This window comes from Methanobrevibacter thaueri, assembly GCF_015062915.1.
Classification (GTDB): Archaea; Methanobacteriota; Methanobacteria; order Methanobacteriales; family Methanobacteriaceae; genus Methanocatella; species Methanocatella thaueri_B.
This window is the reverse complement of the sequence record NZ_SUTJ01000004.1, coordinates 149,884-171,680: the sequence shown is the minus strand read 5'-3', so window position 1 is coordinate 171,680 and position 21,797 is coordinate 149,884. Positions and strand designations below refer to the sequence as shown.

Sequence of the window (21,797 nt, the reverse complement as noted above, 5' to 3'; positions counted from 1 at the left end):
AAATTATTAGAACCAAGAAAAGGTTACTTAACAGAAAGGAGGATGGCAATTCCATCCTCGACCTAAAGAAGTCGAGGTATCCTTGCCAAATTAAAGATGAACCGAAAGATTTTGATTGTACTTATTGCAATCGTGGCATTAATAGGAATAGGTGCTTTTGCAATGACAAATATGGGCACTGGACAAAGTGCTTCCGTTAATGTTGATGCAAACGCCCTTGAGAATATGGGAAACCTTGTGGTGAATGCCACTGAGGATTCCAAGGAAAAAGGACTATTTTTTACAGACACAAGTGACTTGAACAGCATACTAGTCACAAACAACGGAAAACTTACACTTAAAGACTCAATCGTGAACAAGACTGGAGATACACAAACCTCTGGGGATGACGCTGACTTTTATGGTGTCAACTCAGGAGTTCTTGTGAACACCAATGGAACACTTGACATTTCAAACGTTGAAATCATCACAAATTCCAAAGGATCCAACGGTATTTTCGTTACAAACGGTGAAGCTGGAAGCAGCGGTTCCTCACAGGGAGGAAGTGAAGGCGGCCAGGCACCTGAAGCAACCGGCAACGGTGGAGGAGACGGAGGACAACCACCTGAAGCAACCGGCAACGGCGGTGGAGACGGTGGACAGCCTCCTGAAATGCCAAGCGGTGAAGCTCAAAACGGTGGCGGCGACCCATCAGGAGCATCCGACGTTACAGGAAGCACTGAGGCAACCGTGAACAATGTAAAGATTACCACATACAGCGACAAGTCAAGGGGTCTTGATGCAACATACAGCGGAAAAATAACTGCCAACAATGTTGAAATCAACACCAACGGCCAAAGCTGTGCTGCTCTTGCAACAGACAGGGGTGAAGGGGAAGTTCATGTTGAAAATTCCATCATCAACACTGGCGTTGACCAGAAAAGCGGAAGAGGCTCACCTTTGATTTACTCAACAGGTAACATTTCTGCCAAAAACACTGAGGGTACTGCTTTCGTTTCACAGATTGCATGTATTGAGGGCAAGAACTCAATAACCCTTGAGGACTGTGACCTTACAGGCTATGCTGAGGGTAACAGGCAGGATGGTTCTGAGTATGTTGATTTGGGCGGTGTTTTCATCTACCAGAGCATGAGCGGGGACGCTGATGTTGGAACATCACTTTTCACTGCGAAAAACTCCAAATTGTCAATAGCTGAAGACTCATCAGTTTACAGCACTGCCCCAATGTTCCACATTACCAATACAGCCTGTGTAATCAATCTTGAAAACACCGAGCTCAACTTTGGAAGCGGAACATTCCTGGAATCATCAGGACAGAACCAATGGGGAACAACCGGCTCCAACGGTGGAGTGTGTGAGCTGAACACAGATAATGAAAAAATAGAGGGTAATGTTATTGTTGATGAGATAAGCAGCCTTAACTGGACCATGAAAAACACTGAGTTCAAGGGAGCAATCAATTCAACCGGAAACGCTACAGTTAATGTGGCTGACGGTTCAACATGGACATTGACCGGTGACAGTTCAGTGTCTGCTCTTGAATTGTCCGAAAACATTGAGTATGGTGATTATACATTGACTGTCAATGGCCAAACCTATGACAGTTCAAATCCATTTAAAAATTAAAAAAGAGTGAGGAATTAAATTTCCTCATTTAATATTTTTTTAGCAGTTTTTACCTGCATTGTAAACTTTTTCTAATGTGTCTTTTTGTGATTTGGCATTGCCGAAGACTTCAAAGACATCTTTTATTTCTGGATTTACTGAAAATCCGATGAAGCTTTTAAGGCCTGTGAGTGCATCGCCGCTGTGGCTTCCGGCAGCCATTATGATGTAGTAATCCTTGTTTTCAAGGTGCCTGAATATTGGATAGCACCTGTCAAAGAACATCTTGAGGGTTCCGCACATCTCAAAGTAATATACGGGCGTTGCATAGACTATGACGTCGGCTTCCATCATGTCTTCAAGAATCGGTGCGATTCCGTCATCCTGAATGCATTTCATCTCAGGAGTCTTGCAGGCGTAGCATGCCTTGCATGATGAAAACTCAATGTCTTCTAAGAAGTATTTAACTGCATCATTTCCCGCATCGATTGCTCCCCTGACGAATTCATCACATAATGTGTCTGAATTCTGCCCTTTTCTTGGTGAGGAGCTTATCACAACTACTTTCTTACTCATTTTCAATCCATTCCTTTGCGCCGCTTACATTGCCACGGAATCTCATTCCTTTTGCAAAGTCAAGGTCAGGATATGCGTTTTGCAAGTCACTTACGCAACCGTCAATTCCGGTTCCTCCAGAGGTGCAGAATGCCTTGATGGTCTTGCCGGACAAGTCAACGCTTTCTATGAATGTGTTTATGATTGTAGGTGCGGTGTACCACCATACCGGAAATCCGATGACCACAGTGTCATATCCGCTTACGTCACATGACTCGACTATAGGTGGCCTGAAGGACTTGTCGTTCATTTCAATGGTTGATCTTGACTGCTTGTCCATATAATCCAAATCAACTGGAGTATAAGGCTCCACTGGTTTGATTTCAAATAAGTCATAACCGTTTTCATTTGCGATTTTTTCTGCGATGCTTTTTGTCACTCCGCTTGCGGAGAAGTATGCTACTAATACGTTGCTCATTTTATCACCTATTTATTGCATAGTTTTTCAGGTTATATAATTGTTTACATTCACAACAATTTTAAAAAATAATATAAACAACCTGAAAGATAATATATTACATTATTAAATTAGTGAAGGTAATGAAAAATGTCAAAACCTGTCGTTGCAATAACAAGACCTATTGACAGAGCGCAAAAAGCCTGTGAAATCGTTGAAGAATTGGGTGGTGAAGCTTTCCTCGCCCCAACCCTTGACCTGAAGCCGGTGAATACCGACTCATTAAAGGAACTGGTGGCAAGAAAGGATGAGCTTGACTGGATAGTTTTCACATCCCCCACCACAATAGTTTCACTCAACAAGTTCTACCCAGGATTCATTGAAAGTTTAAGCTGCAAGCTGGCAGTTATCGGAAACAAGACCGGAAAGCTGGCTGAAAAGCAGGGAATCAGTGTTGATTTGATGCCTGATGACTTTACCGCAGAGGGCCTGGTGGCAGAGTTTAAGAAAAGACAAATCACAGGAAAAACCATTGGAATTCCAAGAACCGCATCTGCAAGATCCACACTACCTGAAGGATTGGAGGAACTTGGAAACACAGTGATACTCGCTGAAGCATACAAATCACTCTTTCCGATGGATGAGAAAAAAGTCAGGGAACTGATTTCAAAAATTGAAAATCATGAAATCGATGCGATAACATTCACAAGCCCATTGACCGTTGAAAACTTCTTTGAAGTTGCCGATGACAAGGAAAAGCTGGCTAAACTGTTGAATGATAATCTTTTGACTGTCAGCATCGGCCCTATTACCGCAAGAGTCCTTGAGAAATACGACATTGACCACATTTACCCTGACACTTACACTGTTCCGGACATGATGGAACTCTTATTTGAAAAGCTTAACGGATGATTATATGAAGGAATTTAAATACGTTATAGTTGGAGCAGGATTATCCGGCCTTACAATTGCTGAAAGAATTGCAAACGAGCTGGATGAAGAAGTTCTGATTATTGAAAAGCGTGACCACATCGGTGGAAACGTCTATGACTTTTACAAGGATGATTTGCTGATTCAAAAGTACGGACCTCACATTTACCATACAAAGGAGAAGAAGGTTCACGATTACCTTTCACAATTCACAGAATGGATTGATTATGAGCACAAGGTATTGAGCTATGTTGACGGAAAGCTTGTCCCTATGCCAATCTGCATAGACACATTGAACAAGCTCTATGACCTTGACTTGGATGAAAACTCAATGCGCGAATGGATTGATGAGCACAAGGAAGACATTGATGAGGTTAAAAGCTCAGAGGATGTTGTTCTGAAAAATGCCGGAAGGGACATTTATGAGAAGCTCTTTAAGAACTACACTGAAAAGCAGTGGGGTACATCAGCAGCTAATTTGAGCCCTACAGTGATTTCAAGAATACCTTTCCGTTTCAATCATGACACACGCTACTTTGACGACCCGTATCAGGGAATGCCTAAGGAAGGCTTCACCCAGATGTGCAAGAACATGATCAAATCCGACAAAATCCATGTGGGCCTTAAAGCAGACTACAAGGACTACATCGACAAGATTAAATATGAAACCCTGATTTACACAGGCCCTATCGATTACTTCTATGATTACAAGTACGGAGAGCTTTTATACAGATGTCTGAACTTCGTTTATGAAATCCTTGATGTGGACTCATATCAGGAAATAGGAGTAGTGAACCATCCAAACCATCCGTACTATACCCGTATAACCGAGTTTAAGAAACTCACCGGCCAGGAAGTGGATGGAAAGACCGCTATCATGAAGGAATATCCTGGATTCAACGGAGAGAAATGCTATCCATATCCAACCCAGGAATACCTTGACAAGTTCAAGCTATACGAAGCGGAAATGGAAAAAGAGGAAAATGTCATCTTTGCAGGCAGATTAGCAAAATACAAATACTACAATATGGATTTGGTTGTAAAGGATGCATTGGAAATATTTGAAAACGAAATAAGGTGATTATTATGATTGCAATTTGGCCACAATACCTAAACAAGAACCTGACACTCAATGAAGGCCGTAAGATTTCAAAGGAAGACTGTGTCAAGGACCCTACAATAAATGACATTGAAAGGGCACTTAAAAGGCTAAACCTCCCTCACAGCATTCAAAAGGAAAGCTCATACCCTGGAAAATGGTACGAGAAATCCGGAAGGGTGCTTGTTGAATGGGAAGGAACCAAACTTGAACTTATACGTACAATTAGTTTAGAAATTAAAAATATGAGAAATTGATTATTATGCAAATACCACAACAAATGTCTGAACAATACAAGCAAGCACAGGAAATCATCGCCTCAGCGGAGGATATCAAGATATATTCCCATATCGACTGTGACGGAATTTGTTCAGGCGCAATACTATCAACCATACTAGACAGACAAAACAAGAAACATGAAATAGAGTTCGTCAACCTTGACGTTCTCGATGACATCGAACTGACCCATGAGCTTACAATCTTTTCAGATTTGGGTTCAGGTCAAAGAGTTGACGGAAAGGCCAAGAAAGGCCAAAAGATCATCATCCTTGACCACCACCCACCATTGAGGGACCTGAGCTATAAGGATGGAAAGGACTACACTTATCTTGAGATCAATCCTAACCATTATGGCATTGACGGATCATATTACGTGTGTGGCGGAGGACTGTGCTATTTCCTTGCAAAGGAATATGGATATGATGACTTGAGCTGGATTGGGCTTTTATCAGCAATTGGTGACATGCAAAACACCCGTACAGGCCATTTTGAAGGATTGAATGAGATAATCCAGCAGGATGCAATTGACGGAGGATACCTTGAGGTTACAAAAAACGACCTCAACATCTACGGCAGGAACACCCGTCCGCTCTTTATGGCATTATCATATTTCAGCGATGTAAAACTACCGATTACAAACAACACCAATGAGACAATGGCAGTTCTTGAAGAGCTTGGAATTGATGAGAAGCACAACCGTAAAACCCTGAACCAATTGACCATGGAAGACAAGGGCAAGCTTTATCAATACCTTTCAGGAATGATTGCAAAGGTTGTTCCAAGCGAATACGTCAAGTACATACCAAGACTGTTGCTCGGAGACTCCTATACATTCCTAAAGGAAGACCCAACCAGTTTCTTAAGGGACGCATCTGAATTTTCAACTGCAATGAACGCTTGTGGAAGGAACCATGAAGAACAGATAGCAATGGAAGTTCTTAAAGGAGACAGATTCGTTCAACTTGACCAACTTGAGAGCGTAAGCCGTGACCACAGAAGAAACCTCGCCCAAGCAATTGAGAAAGTAACTGAAAGTGGAGAGTCAAGTATAATTGAACTTGAAAACCTCCAATATTTCGATGGAACCGGCATCAAACCAGAAATAGTCGGTACCATAACCGGAATGATACTCGGATACTGCAATTGGAAAAAACCAAATATAGGATTTACCCAAACTGAAAAAGACGGATTGAAAGTTTCTCTCAGATGTTCTAGACTTCTATCCTACGACGGAATACACTTCGGTAATATAATTCGTCAAGTGTCAAGTGAAGTCGGAGGCACAGGAGGGGGCCATTCAATGGCTTGCGGAGCCTACATCCCTATTGACAAAAAAGAAGAATTCCTCAACAGATTTAACAATGAACTTAATGGTAAATTGAGAAATTAAATTTATATACTATAAAATTAAAAATAGTAATTAATCAATTACAATTGAGGAATGAAAATGATGAAGGCATTTAAAAAGAGAGGAGCGTTAACACATTTCCAAATATTAAGTGAAATATCCAAACAAGACCCTCATCTCAAACAAAAAGATTTGGCTAAAAAATTAGGAATCACAATTCAAGCAGTATCAGAAAATATCAAAACATTAACCGAATTAGGTTATATTACTTCCAAGGACGGAAGATCACCATATAAGATTACACAATCAGGTATTGACAAGGTTAAAAAGGACGCAATAAGTCTTAGGAAATACTCCGATTCAGTGCTTGAAACAATGAATCACTACAAGACCATCTGGCCGGCAATCGCAAAAGAAGAACTTAAAAAGGACGACATTGTAGGATTGTTCATGGAAAATGGTGTTTTATACGCACACAAGAAAGAGGAAAACGCAACAGGTGTTGTTCTAGACGATGCAGAAGCAATGATGGACGTTTCCTTAACCAACCTAACAGGAATCATTGACATGAAAGTCGGTGAGGTTACAGTCATCAACGTTCCAACCATCAAGGATGGAGGATCCAAGAACTGCGATTTCGACTTGATTAAAAACGTTTATGAAAAAGGAACAAACAGCGGCGAGGAATTCAACAAGATTGCAGTTGCAGGTACTGTTTCACGTGCCGTTGTGCAAAAGCTCGGATTAGATATTGGCATCGAATTTGCAGCACCACAGGCAAGCGCAAATGCTGCCCGTAAAGGATTGAATGTTCTTGCAATTTGTGTCGGCGACATGAGCAAGGCTTTCACCCGTGAGCTTGAAAAGGAAAAAATCAAATTCAACATTATTGATGGTGGAAAATAACTACTTTTCCCTCATCATTTTCAATAATGCAGCAGTTATCTCTAGGTAACTCTCATTTGAGGAATATTCTCTTACACTATTAAGATATTCTTCCAAATTCTCATTTTTAACAATATTTGTGGCTTTTTTTAGGATTTCCCTGTTTTTAATAGTGCTTATTTCTGCATGCGTGGGCAATTCCCTTTCAATGATTTTAACATTGTTCACCTTTTGAATATTAATAAAACGGGAGGTTTCATCCCTTGAAACCAGCATGATTGCAAGGCCTGTTTTTCCCGCCCGTGCGGTTCTGCCAATCCTGTGAACGTAATCGTCATGGTTTTGCGGAACATCATAGTTAATGATTACATCAACATCATCAATGTCCAGTCCACGTGCAGCAACATCGGTTGCCACGAGAATATTGATGTTTCCGTTTTTGAACTTGTTCATTACCTTGTCACGTGTCTTTTGGGTCATGTCCCCGTGAAGGCTGTCCACTGAAAACTCCATCTTTTTCAAGTGTTTTGCAACATAATCCACACTCTTTTTGGTATTGCAGAATATCAATGCCAGATTAACATCATATGCCTCAATCAGTCTTGTCAATCCGTCGAACTTCTCCTTTATATTGCACTTGAATGCATATTGGGTGATTTTTGGGATGTTCCTTTTCTTATCTGCAATTTTTATGAATTTGGGATTTTTCTGGTATTTCTCGGCAATGTGCCTTATCTCATCAGGCATTGTGGCTGAAAAGAGCAGAGTCTGTCTCTGCACTGGTGTTCCTGCAAGGATTTTTTCAATGTCTTCGCGAAATCCCATTTCAAGCATCTCATCGGCCTCGTCAAGAACAACGCTTTCAATGCCGATGAGGTCAAGATTGCCCCTTTCGATATGGTCAATCACACGACCAGGTGTTCCGACAACAACATGAACGCCCTTTTTCAAGACTCTTGTCTGCTTTCCGATTGGCTGGCCGCCGTAAACCGCAAGCACCTTGAATTTTTTCATTTTGGATCCGAGCTTTTCAATCTCGCCGGCAACCTGCATGCACAGCTCCCTTGTAGGGCATAGGATGATTGCCTGAGGTGATTTGTCGGGAAGGAATATTTTTGAAAGAACAGGTATTCCAAAGGCCAGGGTCTTTCCAGAACCTGTCTGTGCCTGACCGATTATGTCCAAACCTTTTAGTGCAGGAGGTATCGCCTGATTTTGGATTGGAGTCAGTTTGGAAAAGCCCATTTTCTCAATGGAATCTTTTATCTCATTTGAAATGTTTAAATCATTGAAATTCATTAATATTATATTTTAAAAACAAGCATTATAATAATTTTGATTGAACTGATTTTTCCGGAAACTCATGAAGATAAGAGAATATCTCATCCTGATTGTGCATTATCCCATGCTCATCGCATCTGTTCCTAAGAATCTTTCTCAATCTCCTGTCATCCCTGCTGTGGATGAAATAGCTGTCCCCATACTCCTCAATATATCTTTCCTTAAGGCCTGGAAAACTCTTATCCAATTGCTCGTAGAAATATTCACGGTTGCCTTCACGCAAGGACAGTCCCATGCCCATGTTCAAGACCCCCTTCACCTCAGCATCTATGCAAAAGTCAAGCAATGCATTGATGTTTTCCTCAGTGGCGTTAATGTGAGGCAAAAGCGGACACAGCCAAACGACTGTGGGGATGTTTTCCTCCTTCAATCTTTGAAGAACCTCCACCCTACGGGAGGTTGCGCAGACATTCGGTTCAATCATTCTGCATAAGTCGTCATCGGCGGTTGTTAATGTGATTTGAACCACTGCCTTTGTCTTTTCATTGATTTTCTTTAAAAGGTCAATGTCCCTTAAAACCAGATCGGATTTGGTGATGCATGCCCATCCGAAACCATACCTATAAACAAGTTTCAGGGATTTTCTAACATACTCCAATCTCTTTTCAAGAGGAATATAAGGGTCGGTCATGGCTCCTGTCCCAATCATGCAGGGCTTGCGCTTGATGAGTTCCTTTTTAAGCAGTTCAACGGCATTCTCCTTCACCTCAATGTCTTCAAACTTGTGGTTTATGTTATACACTGCACTTCTCGAATCGCAATATATGCAACCGTGGGTGCAGCCCCTGTAAAGGTTGATTCCATAATCTGATGTGAAGATGCCCTTTGCCTTGACGTAATGCATACATTTATTATACTTCTCATATTATAAAAAGTACCTTATATTAAAATAAACAGATATTAAATTATGCAACAAAAAAACATTACCGAATACGAAAAGGAATATGAAATTAAAGACCATCCTTCAGTAAAAGGTGTTAAGATTATCGAAGGTAAAAACAATTTCCCAATTAGCTGGTTAAACCAACAAGGATATTGTGAGTACCAGCTATATCTCGAGAACATGGAAGGTGTAAAAACACAACCTACCTCTGCAATGACACACGGCAGCCAGATTCACCACCAGCTCGAGGACATTTTCAAGCAGGATGCAACCCCCGCAAAATTCGAGGATGCGGTTGAGGCATCAAAAACCGAGGCATCAATGTCAAGGGAAGTTACAGTTATTTCACCGGAATACGGTATCAGGGGAGACATTGATGAAATCTGGATGAAGCCTGACGAAATTGTGATAATCGACGACAAGCCTGGAAGAACACCATACCAGTCAACAATGAATCAGGTAAGAGCGTATTGTCTTGCATACAAGGACATGACAGACGATGAAAGGAAAATAAAGGCAGCACTGAGGGAACGCGGAACAGAAAACCTCTTCTGGATAGAGATTTTCACTCCGGAAGTTGAAAAGGAAATCAAGTTCACAATAGACCGTGTGCAAGGATTGATTAACGGCACAAGGCCTTTTGTCCCTACTAAAAACCCTAAAAAATGCAGGTCATGCAGATTCAATAAGGACTGTGAGCACGCATTATGAACAAGAAGACAATTTCAGTAATCCTACTTATAGTATTTCTGGTAACAATAGTATTCACCGTGGCAAACACTTTCATGAGCAATGATACTGCAATTGAAAACCAGACCGGAACAATAACCGTTGGAAACAAGACCGTGAACTATGAAAAATCAGGAAAATGCGTGGAAGTGATTGACGGAAACACCATTCAAGTCTATGGAGTCGGAAAGGTGCAATTGACACAGGTGGGCTCACCAACTGCACAGGCAACAAAGTTCGTCAATGACAAATGCCTTGGAAAAACAGTATACCTTGACGTTGACGATGAAAAGCCAACGGACAACTATGAAAGGGTGCTTGCAATAGTCTACACTGACAATTGCGACATAAACAGGGCACTGATAGACAATGACCTGGCAAAAGTGTCCTACTTTGAGCCAAGCGAATTCAAAAAGGGAGAAGTGTAGCTAAACAACTCTGTTCAAACCGAGATGGATTTTGTTTTTCTTATACACTTTATCCAATATCTCATTCCATTCATCAACAGTTATATGGCCCTTGTTCGGTATCATCTTGTCAAGTGATGACTCATTGATATTGAGGATATCCGCCAAAATGAAGGACAATGTCTTTCCTGTCAGTGACAAGTCATAAGGGTCATAGCCTGTAACCGCCAAAACCCACACATTATCCTTTGATGATGAATTGTACTCACGCCTAAGTGAATCGAACCAGCTGGCGATCACATTGCCATCCTCACCAAGACCGTCACCGATTGAAATATAGTAATCCTTACCGGTAAAGTCAACTGAATCAATAGCCTTTTGAATCTTTCCGTTAAGTTCGGGAGAGTCAAGCTCCAAATCCAGTTCATTGTTGGTAATGGTGTCTGTCAGATAGTTTTCAAGTTCCTTGACGTTTTGAAAATAACCTAAAGGCTCCAGCCTGTCAGGGTCACGGTCGCACAAGTCATAGATTAAATCCTCATCCACATCAACTATCTCATATCCGTCAAGCTTGTGGGACTTGTACTCCTTAAAATCAATGCAATAGTTCTCCAAGTCCTCCTTGTTCAAATACCATAGAACCTGAACCTTCTTAATCATAAAAATCAAAAAAAAAATAGTGAAAGGCAATTAACGTGCGTTAATTACCACTGTTCTTGTAATGTTGTTTAATATTCTGTCTGTTTTCAAAAGTTTGCCAACAAGCCAATCAAATATAATTGGAATCCAGTAGATTTTAGTTATATTACGTACAATAGCTTGCGGCCATGAAATTTTAGCACCATTGTTTGATCTCACTTCCAGATTCATTATGGCCTTGCCGACACTTGCACCTTTGAACTTTTCAGTTAAAATGAAGTAAATCCAAATGAGGAATGGAACAATATAAGGTAAATATTGATATACAATATAAACGTTACTGGAACCCATTACTAAGAAGAACAAATAGGATAAAATCCACATTATCGCTGAAACCACAATGAAATCAAGAACATATGATACAACTCTTCTTGAAAATATACTAGCCATTCTATCACCTTAACAAACTCTTGGAACCGGATCTGCTATCGGTGCTTCAAGGATTCTTTCACCGCCGATTGGTGTGTTGACGACAACATAATCCCCTTCAACAACCTCACCGATTATTGCTGCATTTTCACCGTACTTTTCACCCTTGATAGCCTCAAGGATAGCTTCAGCCTTGTCAGCCTTAACTCCCATGACGACTTTACCCTCATTGGCTACTTCGAACGGGTCAATACCCAGCATTTCAGATACAGCATGAACCTCTTCACGTATTGGAATAGCTTCCTGTTCAAGAACAACACCAACACCTGCTTTTGAAGCCATTTCGTTGATGGCATTTGCAAATCCTCCACGGGTAGGGTCTTTCATGGCTGTAACTCCACCGATATCCAAAGCTTTTTTAATTATGTTCCACATAGGAGCAACATCAGATTTCAAATCAGTTTCAAAACCAAAACCTTCCCTAAAGGACATCAGACTCATTCCATGGTCCCCTAAGCTTCCGGTAACGATGATCTTGTCACCGACTTCAAGACCTGAATCACGAACAACTCCACCTTTCTTGGCTATTCCTATACCTGTTGTCACCATTACGATACCGTCAAGCTTGTCTTGAGGCATTACCTTGGTGTCTCCGGTAATAACTGCAACATCAACCTCTTCACAGGTTTCATTCAATGATTTCATGATTTTATCCAAATCTTCTATCGGGAAACCTTCCTGCATGATGATTGCATTTGAAATAGCTAACGGTTTAGCGCCCATTACTGAAACGTCGTTGATTGTTCCTGCAGCAGAGATTCTTCCGATGTCTCCACCTGGGAAGAATAGCGGATCGATTGTGTGACCATCAGTGGTCATTACAATTTCATAATCTCCCATTGGGATGGAAGCCCCATCATCTAAGGCATCCAAGCTAATACCACCGTTAACGCTTTTTTTAGTGATATTATCCAAAATTGTGCTGGATATCAGATTAGCCATTACTTCTCCGCCAGCACCATGATTCATATTAATTTTATCTTCTGACATTTTATCTCCTAATTAAATAATAATTAATGAAATGATATTTGTAAAAACAAGTATATTAAAATTATGAAAAAAAGTTAAAAAAAAGAGAATTTAAAGAAAATATCTTTAAATTAAAATTCCGTTAATAACACCGTCTTGACCAGGTCTGGATGTTACTTTAGCATTACCTTCAGGGGTTTCTACGATAGCACCTTTGGTAATGATGTTCCTTCTTACGTAGTTTGGGTTTGCACTGTTTTCAACTACACCGAGGATGTCAACGACTTTGGTTTTACCGTTTGCGTCGGTAACGTTGATTTTATTACCAGTGGATAATCTGAGTTTTTCGTTTCCTCCACGGGTTCTGATTTTTCTTAATCTTTTTTCATCTAACCTAGTTTCAGCTGGGTCTCTTCCTAATTCTGATTTCCTTTTTCCACGGTTTGCAACATTTCTTGCACCGGATGGACTTCTTGTTGATTTTCCTTGAGAAATTGCCATTATTTCACCTAAATAAATATAATCTGTAATATAATAATCGCAGTCTGTAAGCCTCTTTTCAATCAAGCCGTTTGCAAGATTATTAACAGCCCGATTATTGAGAGCAAAAAAGAGCCTTAAAGAATAATGATAATTAAATATTACTTTATCATTATATATAAATGTTTTATTTTTAAGGCCAAAAATAGGAAATTTAATTTTTATTTTTTAAAATAAATTCATCAAGAAGCTTGTCGAATTCCTCTTCAGTGAGATTCTCATCGGAGGCCGCTTCAAGAATCTTTTGAATTTCACTTTCTGGAACGTCATCGCCAAGCAATTGAAGAAGCATTTCCTTTAACTCGCCGTCATCAATGTATGCTTCACCGCCGGATGCAACAACATCAGTGTTTCCTTCCTCATCAAGAGTGTAGTACGGGATTTCTTTTGACATCACTCATTCCTCTTCGTCCTCATCCGGAAATTCATAATAGACCACGTTGTATGGGTCGTCATCAAAATGCCATTCATTAGGCTCCTCGATGAAATCCTCGTCATCATCATCTGAGATATCGTCTTCAAGATCTTCAGCTCCTTCAACTTGAATAACGATATTGACGTCATCACCTAATGATTCAACATCAATTCCTAATTCATCCAAGTCTATTTCAAGCTCTCCATCCTTAATAGCTTCTTCAGGTACGACTATAACTATTTCATCTGCAGAATTAATATTGATTTTTTCGTCATCCATTTTATCACTTCAATTATAATATTGATAAACTCATATTTAAACGTTAATAGATAGCAACTACATGTTACTATCTATCTCATATTCCATTTCAGGAATGGGAAAATGCTTTTTGCATTTGGCTGAAAAGATCAGCAAATCCTCAATGCACATCCTGAATGTGAGGAATGCCTCATCGCAGTCGATTCTGATTTTAACGTCAGCGCTTTCAAGGATGCTTTTTGAAGTGTTGAGAACTTCAGATGCGTTTGAAATGAAAACTGATGTTGGCAAGTTGGAATTGTTTATTCCAAGAAAAATCCCATCACTTATTCCGTAATCTGCCTTGTATCCTTTCTCATCATCAACCTTTCCGACAAAGGTGTCATTTTCCTCATCATAGCTTGAAATCAATCTTTTCTTCATAATATCAACCTCACATATACTATATCAGATTTTACATATAACCAAAGTCCAAGAGCATTTGAACAGTAATGAGAGGAATTTTTAGGATAAATATTCCACTTTAAGGGCAATAATGTTTGATTAGTAAAATATTATAACAACATCAAATATAGTTAAATTAGGTGTCACAATGGTTGAAGAGACAAAAGAGCAATTGGCCCTTGAAGCCGAAATCAAGCAGCAGGCCCAGAAATTCCTGAAGTATCTCAATTCAACACTGCCGGAAAGCATGGAATTGGAATATGAGGGATTCTACAGAAGAGGGTTTTTTGTCAGCAAAAAAAGATATGCCGTAATTGAAGACGGAGAAATCATAGCCAAAGGATTGGAACTGGTGAGAAGGGACTGGGCACCTATCGTCAAGAAAACACAGGAAGCAATACTTATGGCAATCCTCAAAGAGGGGGATGCGGACAAGGCCATTAAGGAAGTCAAGAAAGTGTTGAAAAGACTTAGAAAAGGGGATGTCGAGAGAAAGGAACTCATCATCCACACTCAAATAACCAAGCCATTAAGCCAATACAAGCAGGTTGGACCCCATGTTGTTGCCGCTCAAAAGATTGAGGAGCATGGAATAAGGGTCAGCCGTGGAACCATCATACAATACATTATCGTTAAGGGAAAAGGCTCAATAAGCCAAAGGGCAGTCCCCTACGAGTACAGCGAAGGATACGAATACGACAAGGATTACTACATAAACAACCAGCTCATACCTGCGGTCGAGCGGATCATGTACTCATTCGGATACACAAAAAAGGACCTGCAGGACATGGCAGTCGGTGAAGTTCAGCAGAGCCTTGACGCATTTTTCTAAAAATTTAAATATTTTTAAAATATATATAAACATCATATGATTCAAAATGATGATGACCGAGTAGTCTTTTTCGATATCGATGGAACATTGCTTGACACAACTGATTTTGCAGAAACAGCAAGAAAAGCAGCAATAGGACTTATGGTGGATAACGGATTGCCACTGGACAAGGATGAGGCATATGGACTTTTAAAGACAATCATCCGTGAAAAGGGATCCAATTATGGGAAGCACTTCAACGTATTGACACAAGTCGTATTGGGTCATGAGGACCCTATGCTTGTTGCTCTTGGAATGATAACATACCATAACGTTAAGATGGCGCTTTTAAGACCATTCCCTGAAACAATTGACACATTAATTTATCTTAAAAGTCAGGGATACCGTTTAGCAGTCATATCAAACGGAATAACAATCAAGCAATGGGAAAAACTTGTAAGGCTTAATGTCCATTCATTTTTCGATGCAGTGATTACCTCCGAAGAGGTCGGTAAGGAAAAACCAAACAAACTCATTTTTGACGTTGCACTCAGAAAAATGAAAGGAAACCCTGAAAGGTCCGTGATGATTGGTAACAAGTTCAAGCCTGACGCACTGGGTGCTGTCAATGCTGGAATGAGAGCAATTCTTGTAAACTCTGACGTTACCGAAGAGGACAGGGATTACATTAAAAAAGAAAAACTAGATATTACAATAGTTGATGATATTGGTGATGTGGACACCATATTATAATCATCACTTTTTTAAAATTCTATTTCTAAGGTTACCGGACAGTGATCGGAACCGTATACATCAGCCAGTATCTCGGCGGACTTAACATTATTTTTCATTTCCTCGTTTACATAGAAATAGTCAAGTCTCCACCCGGCGTTTCTTTCACGTGCACGGGTACGGTAGCTCCACCAGGTAAAATTGTTTTCACCCTCATCAAACATTCTGAAAGTGTCAACAAAACCTGCTTCCTCAAGTTGGTCGAGCCATGCGCGCTCTTCCGGCAGGTATCCGGATTTTCCCTCACAGTTTTTAGGATTGTAAACATCAATAGGGTTGTGGGCAATGTTATAATCACCAGTGATGATGACGTTCTTGCCTTCGTTTTTAAGCTCCAATAACTGTTCAAGCAATGCATCGCAGAATGCAACCTTAAAGTCGAGCCTTTTTGCGTTCATGCCGCTGTTCGGGAAGTAAATGTTATATAGGAAAAAGTCTGGATATTCTATTCTCAAGACCCTGCCTTCGCTGTCGAGCTCTTCAATGCCAAGGCCCTTGACGACTTCAACAGGCTCTATTTTGGAGTATGTTCCAACACCACTGTATCCTTTCTTTTCCGCCTCATTGAATGACTGGTGGAATCCGTCAATGTCAGCCAATTTCTTTGGAATCTTATCTTGTGTTGCTCTTACTTCCTGAAAGTTGATAATATCTGCATCGGTATTGTCAAACCAGTCCCAGAACTCATCCTTTTTGGAGACTGCCCTGATACCGTTAACATTCCAAGAAACCAGCTTGATGGACATTATAACCTGACCCCTTTGTCAAGTGGGACTTCACGAAGCCATTTGATGTCACTCTTGTAGAGCATACGAATGTCTTCAACGTCGTATCTGATCATTGCAAGCCTTTCAATACCCATACCGAATGCAAGAGCAGGCTTGTCAATTCCTAAAGGTTTCAATACTTCAGGCCTGAACATTCCAGCTCCACCGAGTTCAATCCAGCTTCCTTTCTCTTCAAGGTAGATTTCGGATTCTGTGGATAGGTATGTGTATGGGAAGTATGCTGGTCTGAACCTTACTTCAAATCCGAGTTTCTTATAGAACTCCTTCAAGGTACCTAAGAGGTTTTGATAGCTGATTCCGTCACCGCAGACCAATCCCTCCACTTGATGGAATTCAGGTAAGTGCTTGTAGTCGAAGGTTTCCCTTCTGAACACTCTTCCAACTGAAAACATTTTCATTGGTTCTTCATGTTCGTACAGGTGTTTTGTGGATATTCCTGTGGTGTGGGTTCTCAATACGCTTTGGCGTGCAATGTCTTCACTCCAGTCGTATTGCCAACCGATTGAACCGGTATCTGCACCGGTTTCGTGGGTTTCAGCAGTGAGCTTGACAAGATCATCATCAGGCAAGTCACAGGTCAATGGATTTTTAAGGTAGAATGTGTCCTGCATTTCACGGGCAGCGTGGTCCTGTGGCTGGAAAAGAGAATCGAAGTTCCAGAATGCTGATTCAACATATTCGCCATTGTCCTCGACAAATCCCATGTTTAAAAAGATTTCCCTAATCTCATCGATGATTTCTCTTAATGGGTGTTTTTTACCTGCAAACACAAGTGGTGCTTCTGCGTTAATGTCATATGGACGGTATTCGAGGCTTTTCCATTCACCGTCTTTTAGATGCTCATGAGTCAATTGGGTAGCTTGTTCTTTAATGGTGAATCCGACCTTAAGGATTTCTTCCCCTTTAGGCAAGATTTTAAATGAGTGTGAGGTTTCCTTTTTAACATTTAGAATATTCTTCCTACCGGTTAACTTTTTAAATCCATCCATCAAATCATCAGTGAAAAGTTTAACTCCATCTGCATTGAGTTTAAGATACTCCAGTACCTTTTCGTCAACTCCTGCCTTGTCCGCAAACTCCTTACCCATTTCAGTGATGTTGATTACACCCTTATCGATTTGGGCCCAGTCCTTTTGACGCAACCAGCCAAGTGCAATTCCGGTTTCCTTCTTGTCAATGCCCGCTTCTTTGGCCAAATCCTTCATTGCGATTTGCTTTTTGGTGGCAAGGGCATTAAGTATCTTACGTTCAGGAAGTCCGTGCTCAGCATATTCAAGACCGTCCTCGGTCAGGGAGTATGTCTTTTGCACTTCCTTGTCCACTTCAATAATGTCCTTTGAAGCAAGTGATCCTGCAGCACTCATTACTGACTTGATATCCATGCCGGAATTATCAGCAATTTGGTCAGGAGTTGCTTTGGGATTAGCTTCAAGTTCCTTTAAAAGTTTCTTTTCGTAAATATGTAATTCTCTAATGGTTTTTTTAATATCCTCACTCATTTAAACACCATAATTTATAGATTAATAATATGATAATATATGTTTAAAATGATTTATAAATATGATGCTGATTTTGAAAAAGTTGCGAAAAAAAAATTGAAAAGAATTTTGTAATTTATTTCAAACATTTTTTGAATAATCTTCAAAATTATAATGTGTAAACTTTATAAGTCATCCTATTTAAAAAATCTCATCGAAAGTGACAAGGATTTCAGGGTCAATTTCAAGGGCTCTTACAACACACTCATTCGCCTGCCTGTACTTTCTCAATTCATTCAATGCCATTGACTTGAACATCCAGACATACGCCAGACCATCATTGAACTTCAAGCACCTGTCAAAATAGCTTACGGCCTTCTCATACTCCTCGGTGAAAATCATGTATTTTCCTCTCTCGATGAGATATTCAAGGTCGCAATCGTCAATTTCTGCAGCCAATTCGAAACACTCCTCTGCTGATTCAAAATCATCCAGTTCCATATAGACCTTAGCCTTGCCAACAACAGGATATACATCCTCAGAGTCAAGCTTGATGGCATTGTCATAGCATTCCATTGCCTTTTCAAGCTCACCGCACTTATGGTACAGCACACCCTTGTTTGACCAGTTGTATGATGTGGATTTAAGCTTGATTGACTTGTTGAAGCACTTATGAGCCTTTGCGACATGGTTGAGCTCTGAGTGAAATGCCCCCTTGTCGTTCCAGTAGCTGCTGTTGTCCGGATTGATGTCAATGGCCTTGTTGATTGTACGGATTGCTTTTTTATAATTCCCCAATGATGCAAGGGAGAGTGCCTTGTAGTATATCACTTCACTCTGCTTTGGAAGCTTTTCTAATGACATGTCAAAGTTTTCAATAGCCTTTTCATAATCTCCAAAATAGAAATTAGTCAAGCCGCAATTAAAAAGGTCATTTGGGTCGTTCATGTCAATTGGCACATATTTCTCTTCCATATCAACAGCATCCTCTCCAAGTTCTTCCGCTAATGATTTCTTGAACAGTTCAAATGATTCCTCTTCATCACCAATTATTCCAAGAAACATTGACTTTAAAAATAGTGCCATTGAGAAATTGGGACTGTCTTCAGGTATCAAATCCAGAAGCAGCAATGCCTCCTGCAATTTGCCCTGAGCAGATAATTCATCTACATCATAAAATACTGCTTTTTCTTGCTTTTCCACTTGTTCTTCCATGTTTCACACCTTTTAATTATTGGATAATCAATATGTGTTTTCAAAAAGGTATAAAACTTGTTTAAGTGCGATTTTGCACAAAAGCACATGTGCGACTGTGTGACCAGCCGCATTAAAAAAAATTAGATTAAATCACCAATCAATTTATTTAATTTCTCAGTGATTATTTTGACACATTCTTCAGCTTCACTATCTAATCTGAAAGGGTCTTTTGCAGATACTTCATAGTCCTCAAGAACTTCATTAACTGCAACTGTGTCAGCTACATCAATTCCCTTGTTTTTTAAAATCTTGTTGACGCAACCGTTTGGACAACCGTTGACGGCAACTATAGGGTACTTCTTAAGCATCCCATTGTTTTTTCCCTCAAAATCTGCTGAAGTTGAACCCATGCAGATTGATATTACATTACCGTTCTGTTTTCTGCAGTCCCCCACGGCAACACGTGACACCAAACCGTTTGCACTCATGCCATTGCATGGTGCTAATGCAACTTTTTCATCCATAATAACCATCTCGTCTTAACTTAAGCTCAATATTTCTCTTTTGACCACATTCAATCAATAGACTCTTCATATAATCTGACTTATCATCCAATTCCATTTCAGCTGTTGACCCATCAGCTTTTTCGATGATAATCTTTAAATCCTCAAGATCCAACAGGTTGACTGTCATACAGAAAAACACATCCCTTCTGCCGTTATCATACTCCCTTAAAAGACAGTCAAGGATTTCCTTTTTGGCCAATTGCTCCTCATGGTACTTTTCAATACCCATTGTCTTGGCCTTTATCATGTCTGTCTTTTGGTTTCTGTGAGACATCAATGAGTCATGCTCGTCAACACCGTCATATTTTGGGCAGGGATACTCCTCACACTCATAACAGTATGTCAAATCACCATGCTCCACACTGCACGGTGCAAATTCACAGACTTCAGCGCATGGACTTCCCGCACGGCAACCCGGACAGTTTTCCCTTATGAACAACGGGCATAAACTGCAATTCAAACCGCAAAGTGAGAATAAGTCATCCACTCTTCCGAAAGTATTAGTCATAGTATCTTGTTTATCCTCTGTTATAGATAGTCTTAATCATTTCATAACCCTTTTCAAGATGAAGAACATCAATTTTGAAAATAGCTTTTTAGCAATGTTCAAGTTGACTTCAGGGGCGAAGTCATGACTTACCAAATCCCGATTGAACCAGAATTCCCTATCAGCGGGAATCGGATCATTTGAAAGTGCCATTGCCTTCCACACATCATAAAATACAATGTCCCCGAATTTTGGATTGTGGAGCTTTCCTGACTCGACATCACGAGCAAACTTTTGTGAAACATCATCAATGTTTTTAACGTCTAGTGAATCCTTTCCCCCGCAGGCATAAGTAATCTTGTATACCTTGTTGACTCCCCAATGCCTCAAAGTCTCATCAATGTATTTTGCAACATCCTTCTGGCCCGCACCGGCAGTGGAGACAACAACCAGTGCCTTTTTGGTGAAAAACTCTGGCCTGTGATAAAAATAGGCCGTGTGGTCAAGGAAATTCTTCAAAAGTGCAGTGACGTTCATTGCATATACAGGACATGCCATGATTATTCCATCGGCACTTTTCAGCTTATCCACTATCGGCTGAATGATGTCCCTATGAGGGCATCTCTCCTCGCCCTCAACGATGCATTTGAAGCATCCGTTGCATAATGGAATCTTTTCCTTCATCAAATGGATTTCCTCAAACTCCCCATTCAAATTCTTTTTGGCCTGCTCGACCATTTTCCAGGTGTTCTTGCGCCTTGGTGAACCGTTTATAATAACATATTTCATAATCATAACTCCTTAAGCTGAGTGTCCAAAACTAGCTTTTCCTTAAATTCAAACTTTCTGTCAAATTCATCCACTTTCTTTTCATCCACGTCAAACACTTTGGGATTGTGGAAAATTCCCAATTCATTTCTCAATACGCTTTCATCAAATATCTTAACCATAAAAAACGGACATTCATCATCGGTGTCTGTTCCCTCCAGGAATATGCCGTAGTCTGATGCTGATTCAAATCCGAACCTGTGATAATAATTTTCATCACCTATTACAAGAACAAATGGAATTTTTTTATTTTCCGCAAGGCTTAAGGTGAAGCTAATCAGTTTTGATCCGACACCCTGATTTTGATGGTTCTTATCAACTGAAACCGGCCCCAATACAACAGCATCAATTTCTTCTTCCCCGTAATCGATAAATCCTGTCGAATAATTGATGTGAGCAATGATTTTATTGTCCTTTTCAACCACATATGCCAAGCTCCTGATAAGGCTTTCATCATCTCGCAGGTGATGCACAATGTAATGCTCAAAAGCGCCAGGACGATACACATTCCAAAATGAGTCCCTTACAAGTTCCTCAACTTCCAAATAGTCATTTTCATTTTCCAGCCTAATTTCCAT

General features: G+C 40.2%; 28 protein-coding genes. 10 read left to right on the top strand and 18 right to left on the bottom strand.

The features are described from left to right. Window positions 1-96: 96 nt before the first annotated feature. Window positions 97-1,626, top strand: a complete 1,530-nt coding sequence (locus E7Z78_RS04590; protein ID WP_303723998.1) for a hypothetical protein — start codon at window positions 97-99, stop codon at window positions 1,624-1,626. Window positions 1,627-1,665: 39 nt separating this feature from the next. Here the strand turns inward: E7Z78_RS04590 and E7Z78_RS04585 are convergent, their stop codons facing one another. After that, window positions 1,666-2,181, bottom strand: a complete 516-nt coding sequence (locus tag E7Z78_RS04585) for a flavodoxin family protein (RefSeq protein WP_303723997.1) — start codon at window positions 2,179-2,181, stop codon at window positions 1,666-1,668. Next, window positions 2,174-2,638 carry a flavodoxin gene (locus E7Z78_RS04580; RefSeq protein ID WP_303723996.1) on the bottom strand — a complete coding sequence of 155 codons (465 nt, stop codon included), beginning with the start codon at window positions 2,636-2,638 and terminating at the stop codon, window positions 2,174-2,176. Before E7Z78_RS04580 ends, E7Z78_RS04585 begins: the two co-directional genes overlap by 8 nt. A 129-nt stretch (window positions 2,639-2,767) precedes the next feature. Here E7Z78_RS04580 and E7Z78_RS04575 point away from each other — a divergent pair, with 129 nt between their 5' ends. From E7Z78_RS04575 to E7Z78_RS04555, 5 genes are read left to right on the top strand one after another with little or no spacing between them, the layout of a single operon-like run. Next, window positions 2,768-3,529, top strand: coding sequence for a uroporphyrinogen-III synthase (locus E7Z78_RS04575; RefSeq protein WP_303723995.1), 762 nt, complete (start codon window positions 2,768-2,770; stop codon window positions 3,527-3,529). A gap of 4 nt (window positions 3,530-3,533) precedes the next feature. Further along, window positions 3,534-4,628, top strand: coding sequence for a UDP-galactopyranose mutase (gene glf / locus E7Z78_RS04570; protein WP_303723994.1), 1,095 nt, complete (start codon window positions 3,534-3,536; stop codon window positions 4,626-4,628). A 5-nt stretch (window positions 4,629-4,633) separates the two neighbouring features. Then, complete coding sequence (locus E7Z78_RS04565) at window positions 4,634-4,903, top strand: signal recognition particle subunit SRP19/SEC65 family protein (protein ID WP_303723993.1); 270 nt, start codon at window positions 4,634-4,636, stop codon at window positions 4,901-4,903. 2 nt (window positions 4,904-4,905) lie between these two features. Continuing rightward, a complete protein-coding gene (recJ, locus tag E7Z78_RS04560; protein WP_303724003.1) occupies window positions 4,906-6,315 on the top strand; it encodes a single-stranded-DNA-specific exonuclease RecJ in 1,410 nt (469 codons plus the stop codon). Between the two features lie 60 nt (window positions 6,316-6,375). Beyond that, window positions 6,376-7,179: a winged helix-turn-helix transcriptional regulator gene (locus E7Z78_RS04555; protein ID WP_303724002.1), complete on the top strand. Its 804-nt coding sequence runs from the start codon at window positions 6,376-6,378 to the stop codon at window positions 7,177-7,179. On the opposite strand, the gene E7Z78_RS04550 is transcribed toward E7Z78_RS04555, so the two are convergent. Both E7Z78_RS04550 and E7Z78_RS04545 read right to left on the bottom strand, forming a co-directional pair. Beyond that, a complete protein-coding gene (locus E7Z78_RS04550; protein WP_303723992.1) occupies window positions 7,180-8,457 on the bottom strand; it encodes a DEAD/DEAH box helicase in 1,278 nt (425 codons plus the stop codon). It lies immediately after the preceding gene. A 25-nt stretch (window positions 8,458-8,482) separates the two neighbouring features. Beyond that, a complete protein-coding gene (locus tag E7Z78_RS04545) occupies window positions 8,483-9,343 on the bottom strand; it encodes a radical SAM protein (RefSeq protein ID WP_303723991.1) in 861 nt (286 codons plus the stop codon). 63 nt (window positions 9,344-9,406) lie between these two features. Between E7Z78_RS04545 and cas4 the strand changes: the two genes are divergently transcribed. Then, window positions 9,407-10,093 carry a CRISPR-associated protein Cas4 gene (gene cas4 / locus E7Z78_RS04540; protein WP_303723990.1) on the top strand — a complete coding sequence of 229 codons (687 nt, stop codon included), beginning with the start codon at window positions 9,407-9,409 and terminating at the stop codon, window positions 10,091-10,093. After that, window positions 10,090-10,539 carry a thermonuclease family protein gene (locus E7Z78_RS04535; RefSeq protein ID WP_303723989.1) on the top strand — a complete coding sequence of 150 codons (450 nt, stop codon included), beginning with the start codon at window positions 10,090-10,092 and terminating at the stop codon, window positions 10,537-10,539. Before cas4 ends, E7Z78_RS04535 begins: the two co-directional genes overlap by 4 nt. Here the strand turns inward: E7Z78_RS04535 and E7Z78_RS04530 are convergent, their stop codons facing one another. The 7 genes from E7Z78_RS04530 to E7Z78_RS04500 form a co-directional block, all read right to left on the bottom strand. Next, window positions 10,540-11,178 (bottom strand): hypothetical protein, encoded by a 639-nt coding sequence (locus tag E7Z78_RS04530; protein WP_303723988.1) that lies wholly within the window; start codon window positions 11,176-11,178, stop codon window positions 10,540-10,542. A gap of 30 nt (window positions 11,179-11,208) precedes the next feature. Beyond that, window positions 11,209-11,607, bottom strand: a complete 399-nt coding sequence (locus tag E7Z78_RS04525) for an RDD family protein (RefSeq protein WP_303723987.1) — start codon at window positions 11,605-11,607, stop codon at window positions 11,209-11,211. 9 nt (window positions 11,608-11,616) lie between these two features. Beyond that, window positions 11,617-12,636, bottom strand: coding sequence for a hydrogenase expression/formation protein HypE (gene hypE, locus E7Z78_RS04520; protein ID WP_303723986.1), 1,020 nt, complete (start codon window positions 12,634-12,636; stop codon window positions 11,617-11,619). 105 nt (window positions 12,637-12,741) lie between these two features. Then, window positions 12,742-13,116, bottom strand: coding sequence for a 30S ribosomal protein S8e (locus tag E7Z78_RS04515; protein WP_303723985.1), 375 nt, complete (start codon window positions 13,114-13,116; stop codon window positions 12,742-12,744). A 193-nt stretch (window positions 13,117-13,309) separates the two neighbouring features. Beyond that, window positions 13,310-13,549 (bottom strand): hypothetical protein, encoded by a 240-nt coding sequence (locus E7Z78_RS04510; RefSeq protein ID WP_303723984.1) that lies wholly within the window; start codon window positions 13,547-13,549, stop codon window positions 13,310-13,312. A gap of 3 nt (window positions 13,550-13,552) precedes the next feature. Then, window positions 13,553-13,849 carry a hypothetical protein gene (locus tag E7Z78_RS04505; RefSeq protein WP_303723983.1) on the bottom strand — a complete coding sequence of 99 codons (297 nt, stop codon included), beginning with the start codon at window positions 13,847-13,849 and terminating at the stop codon, window positions 13,553-13,555. Between the two features lie 57 nt (window positions 13,850-13,906). Next, window positions 13,907-14,251 carry a hypothetical protein gene (locus E7Z78_RS04500; protein WP_303723982.1) on the bottom strand — a complete coding sequence of 115 codons (345 nt, stop codon included), beginning with the start codon at window positions 14,249-14,251 and terminating at the stop codon, window positions 13,907-13,909. Window positions 14,252-14,420: 169 nt separating this feature from the next. Between E7Z78_RS04500 and E7Z78_RS04495 the strand changes: the two genes are divergently transcribed. After that, the gene (locus tag E7Z78_RS04495; protein WP_303723981.1) at window positions 14,421-15,104 is read left to right on the top strand and encodes a DNA polymerase domain-containing protein; all 684 of its coding nucleotides are present in this window, start codon (window positions 14,421-14,423) and stop codon (window positions 15,102-15,104) included. A 36-nt stretch (window positions 15,105-15,140) separates the two neighbouring features. Then, complete coding sequence (locus E7Z78_RS04490; RefSeq protein ID WP_303723980.1) at window positions 15,141-15,836, top strand: TIGR02253 family HAD-type hydrolase; 696 nt, start codon at window positions 15,141-15,143, stop codon at window positions 15,834-15,836. A gap of 11 nt (window positions 15,837-15,847) precedes the next feature. On the opposite strand, the gene E7Z78_RS04485 is transcribed toward E7Z78_RS04490, so the two are convergent. From E7Z78_RS04485 to E7Z78_RS04455, 7 genes are all read right to left on the bottom strand, one after another. Further along, complete coding sequence (locus E7Z78_RS04485) at window positions 15,848-16,621, bottom strand: exodeoxyribonuclease III (protein WP_303723979.1); 774 nt, start codon at window positions 16,619-16,621, stop codon at window positions 15,848-15,850. Further along, window positions 16,621-18,162: a phenylalanine--tRNA ligase subunit alpha gene (locus E7Z78_RS04480; protein ID WP_303723978.1), complete on the bottom strand. Its 1,542-nt coding sequence runs from the start codon at window positions 18,160-18,162 to the stop codon at window positions 16,621-16,623. Before E7Z78_RS04480 ends, E7Z78_RS04485 begins: the two co-directional genes overlap by 1 nt. A 180-nt stretch (window positions 18,163-18,342) precedes the next feature. Further along, the gene (locus tag E7Z78_RS04475) at window positions 18,343-19,356 is read right to left on the bottom strand and encodes a tetratricopeptide repeat protein (protein ID WP_303723977.1); all 1,014 of its coding nucleotides are present in this window, start codon (window positions 19,354-19,356) and stop codon (window positions 18,343-18,345) included. A 122-nt stretch (window positions 19,357-19,478) separates the two neighbouring features. Further along, complete coding sequence (locus tag E7Z78_RS04470) at window positions 19,479-19,862, bottom strand: putative zinc-binding protein (protein ID WP_303723976.1); 384 nt, start codon at window positions 19,860-19,862, stop codon at window positions 19,479-19,481. Beyond that, window positions 19,855-20,412: a DUF3795 domain-containing protein gene (locus E7Z78_RS04465; RefSeq protein ID WP_303723975.1), complete on the bottom strand. Its 558-nt coding sequence runs from the start codon at window positions 20,410-20,412 to the stop codon at window positions 19,855-19,857. The genes E7Z78_RS04470 and E7Z78_RS04465 overlap by 8 nt, the downstream gene beginning before the upstream one ends. 36 nt (window positions 20,413-20,448) lie before the next feature. Continuing rightward, window positions 20,449-21,180: a flavodoxin family protein gene (locus tag E7Z78_RS04460; protein ID WP_303723974.1), complete on the bottom strand. Its 732-nt coding sequence runs from the start codon at window positions 21,178-21,180 to the stop codon at window positions 20,449-20,451. A 2-nt stretch (window positions 21,181-21,182) separates the two neighbouring features. Further along, complete coding sequence (locus E7Z78_RS04455; protein WP_303723973.1) at window positions 21,183-21,797, bottom strand: GNAT family N-acetyltransferase; 615 nt, start codon at window positions 21,795-21,797, stop codon at window positions 21,183-21,185.

Coding starts and splice junctions, on each gene's coding strand:
- E7Z78_RS04460 (WP_303723974.1), bottom strand. CDS start 21,180: ATGAAATATGTTATTATAAACGGTTCACCAAGGCGCAAGAACACCTGG.
- E7Z78_RS04550 (WP_303723992.1), bottom strand. CDS start 8,457: ATGAATTTCAATGATTTAAACATTTCAAATGAGATAAAAGATTCCATT.
- E7Z78_RS04555 (WP_303724002.1), top strand. CDS start 6,376: ATGAAGGCATTTAAAAAGAGAGGAGCGTTAACACATTTCCAAATATTA.
- E7Z78_RS04480 (WP_303723978.1), bottom strand. CDS start 18,162: ATGAGTGAGGATATTAAAAAAACCATTAGAGAATTACATATTTACGAA.
- E7Z78_RS04465 (WP_303723975.1), bottom strand. CDS start 20,412: ATGACTAATACTTTCGGAAGAGTGGATGACTTATTCTCACTTTGCGGT.
- E7Z78_RS04505 (WP_303723983.1), bottom strand. CDS start 13,849: ATGGATGACGAAAAAATCAATATTAATTCTGCAGATGAAATAGTTATA.
- E7Z78_RS04475 (WP_303723977.1), bottom strand. CDS start 19,356: ATGGAAGAACAAGTGGAAAAGCAAGAAAAAGCAGTATTTTATGATGTA.
- E7Z78_RS04545 (WP_303723991.1), bottom strand. CDS start 9,343: ATGCATTACGTCAAGGCAAAGGGCATCTTCACATCAGATTATGGAATC.
- E7Z78_RS04585 (WP_303723997.1), bottom strand. CDS start 2,181: ATGAGTAAGAAAGTAGTTGTGATAAGCTCCTCACCAAGAAAAGGGCAG.
- E7Z78_RS04490 (WP_303723980.1), top strand. CDS start 15,141: ATGATTCAAAATGATGATGACCGAGTAGTCTTTTTCGATATCGATGGA.
- E7Z78_RS04510 (WP_303723984.1), bottom strand. CDS start 13,549: ATGTCAAAAGAAATCCCGTACTACACTCTTGATGAGGAAGGAAACACT.
- hypE (WP_303723986.1), bottom strand. CDS start 12,636: ATGTCAGAAGATAAAATTAATATGAATCATGGTGCTGGCGGAGAAGTA.
- glf (WP_303723994.1), top strand. CDS start 3,534: ATGAAGGAATTTAAATACGTTATAGTTGGAGCAGGATTATCCGGCCTT.
- E7Z78_RS04580 (WP_303723996.1), bottom strand. CDS start 2,638: ATGAGCAACGTATTAGTAGCATACTTCTCCGCAAGCGGAGTGACAAAA.
- E7Z78_RS04455 (WP_303723973.1), bottom strand. CDS start 21,797: ATGGAAATTAGGCTGGAAAATGAAAATGACTATTTGGAAGTTGAGGAA.
- E7Z78_RS04470 (WP_303723976.1), bottom strand. CDS start 19,862: ATGGATGAAAAAGTTGCATTAGCACCATGCAATGGCATGAGTGCAAAC.
- E7Z78_RS04515 (WP_303723985.1), bottom strand. CDS start 13,116: ATGGCAATTTCTCAAGGAAAATCAACAAGAAGTCCATCCGGTGCAAGA.
- E7Z78_RS04565 (WP_303723993.1), top strand. CDS start 4,634: ATGATTGCAATTTGGCCACAATACCTAAACAAGAACCTGACACTCAAT.
- E7Z78_RS04590 (WP_303723998.1), top strand. CDS start 97: ATGAACCGAAAGATTTTGATTGTACTTATTGCAATCGTGGCATTAATA.
- E7Z78_RS04575 (WP_303723995.1), top strand. CDS start 2,768: ATGTCAAAACCTGTCGTTGCAATAACAAGACCTATTGACAGAGCGCAA.
- cas4 (WP_303723990.1), top strand. CDS start 9,407: ATGCAACAAAAAAACATTACCGAATACGAAAAGGAATATGAAATTAAA.
- E7Z78_RS04485 (WP_303723979.1), bottom strand. CDS start 16,621: ATGTCCATCAAGCTGGTTTCTTGGAATGTTAACGGTATCAGGGCAGTC.
- E7Z78_RS04500 (WP_303723982.1), bottom strand. CDS start 14,251: ATGAAGAAAAGATTGATTTCAAGCTATGATGAGGAAAATGACACCTTT.
- E7Z78_RS04525 (WP_303723987.1), bottom strand. CDS start 11,607: ATGGCTAGTATATTTTCAAGAAGAGTTGTATCATATGTTCTTGATTTC.
- E7Z78_RS04535 (WP_303723989.1), top strand. CDS start 10,090: ATGAACAAGAAGACAATTTCAGTAATCCTACTTATAGTATTTCTGGTA.
- E7Z78_RS04530 (WP_303723988.1), bottom strand. CDS start 11,178: ATGATTAAGAAGGTTCAGGTTCTATGGTATTTGAACAAGGAGGACTTG.
- E7Z78_RS04495 (WP_303723981.1), top strand. CDS start 14,421: ATGGTTGAAGAGACAAAAGAGCAATTGGCCCTTGAAGCCGAAATCAAG.